We start from the raw sequence: 1372 nt of genomic DNA, 5'->3' as shown, positions 1-1372 counted from the left end.
TATAATAGCGCTCATCGTCTCGACTATTTCTATCTCGTAAGTGTATAAGTCTTTTTTAATCGTCATCATTTTTCTCACTTTTACCAATATTTGAGCTGGTGATCCTAGCAAAAGTATTTTGGAGAAGTGATCGTATTATATGAAGAAGTGATCTTCTTTTGTTAACCCTGCTTGTGTCATAACGCTAATCGATCAATGCTAGTGTTTTTAACAGAGGATAAGCGCAAATGGACTACGTCTACGAAGATGAACGGATACCTTTACAAATCCGTCGACTATTAATTTTTACGAAAACTTGTATTAAAGCGAGACAGTTTCCTAATGAAAGCATGCATGTGACTACTAAATCGAAATTAGCATTTGGTATTATTTACTTTAGTAAAAGTAAGAAGTATGTCGCTTACGGCAGCATATTTGCATTTACTTATGTAATGGAAGAAGACATTACAGAAGACTTCGATATTGCAATAAACAGTGATTATCCAATGTGTCAGATTACTGTTAAAGGGCAACCCTTTACTAGGCCTGCTCGTACACCATTAGGATTGTTAATAGACTGAAATGAATATGTACAGAATAAAGTCAGTAACTCTTTCGAAGATGATTTAAACACATTGTTTTTAATGCATGGTGAGTTGGGAAAAGATTACCGCCCTTATAGATTCTATGAGCGATTAGTATCAAGTGCAGATTTACCACTCTGGGACAACCAAGATATTTAATAGAGTTTCCGATAATAACCACGCCCCAAAAACTCAATAATCCCTTTGTCCCGTAGCACCTGCAACTGCTGGCGAATTTTATCCTTAACATGATTATTATCAGGGTGCTTAACCTGTAATTCATCGGCAAACGCATAGACCTGTTTTAAATTAAATTTGTTATCAAGTTTGTCAATGCAGTGCCAGACATCCAATGTCCAGCCACGTGAAGTTATCGACTGCTCGCGCAAAAACAAGGTTTTTTGAAACTGCTCAGTGACACTTTTACGAGCAATGATTTTTTCGTTTTTGATCAAAAATACCTTACCAGAGTCAGGAATTTTACGTAAATCAATATTGCAACCAACCCAGCCAGCTCTTCTATTGGATTTAGGTAAAGGTTTACGTTTAATAATGATGTCTGGTTTAAAAAATTGCTTAGGAATAATTAAAAAGTTATTGACGGTAAATTCTTGCGATTTAGAATAAGTTAAAAAGAAAAAGTTTGGATTATCATCGCTATTAATACGTTCAATCATCGTTTTGTGCGCGCCATCATTTATGAGGTTGCCAAGCTTTGCCTTTTTACTTTTTAGCTCATATTGTTCGGTGCAAGTTGCACAATAAAAGTCCGCTACGGGCTTATTATTGGCAAAATCAGCTAAGGGTTG

Annotated in this window: 2 protein-coding genes; one reads left to right on the top strand and one right to left on the bottom strand. The window is 35.7% G+C overall.

The features are described from left to right. Positions 1–227: 227 nt before the first annotated feature. Positions 228–560, top strand: a complete 333-nt coding sequence (locus tag ACTXGO_RS13850; RefSeq protein WP_443574926.1) for a hypothetical protein — start codon at positions 228–230, stop codon at positions 558–560. Between the two features lie 158 nt (positions 561–718). Here ACTXGO_RS13850 and ACTXGO_RS13845 read toward each other — a convergent pair. Continuing rightward, on the bottom strand, positions 719–1372 hold a 654-nt coding region (locus tag ACTXGO_RS13845), incomplete at its 5' end, for a DpnI domain-containing protein (RefSeq protein WP_443574925.1).

It is taken from the genome of Psychrobacter sp. T6-1 (assembly GCF_052258445.1).
This window is presented reverse-complemented; position numbering and strand designations above follow the sequence as displayed.

Excerpts from the sequence above, each read along its gene's own strand:
- ACTXGO_RS13850 (WP_443574926.1), top strand. The coding sequence starts at position 228 with ATGGACTACGTCTACGAAGATGAACGGATACCTTTACAAATCCGTCGA.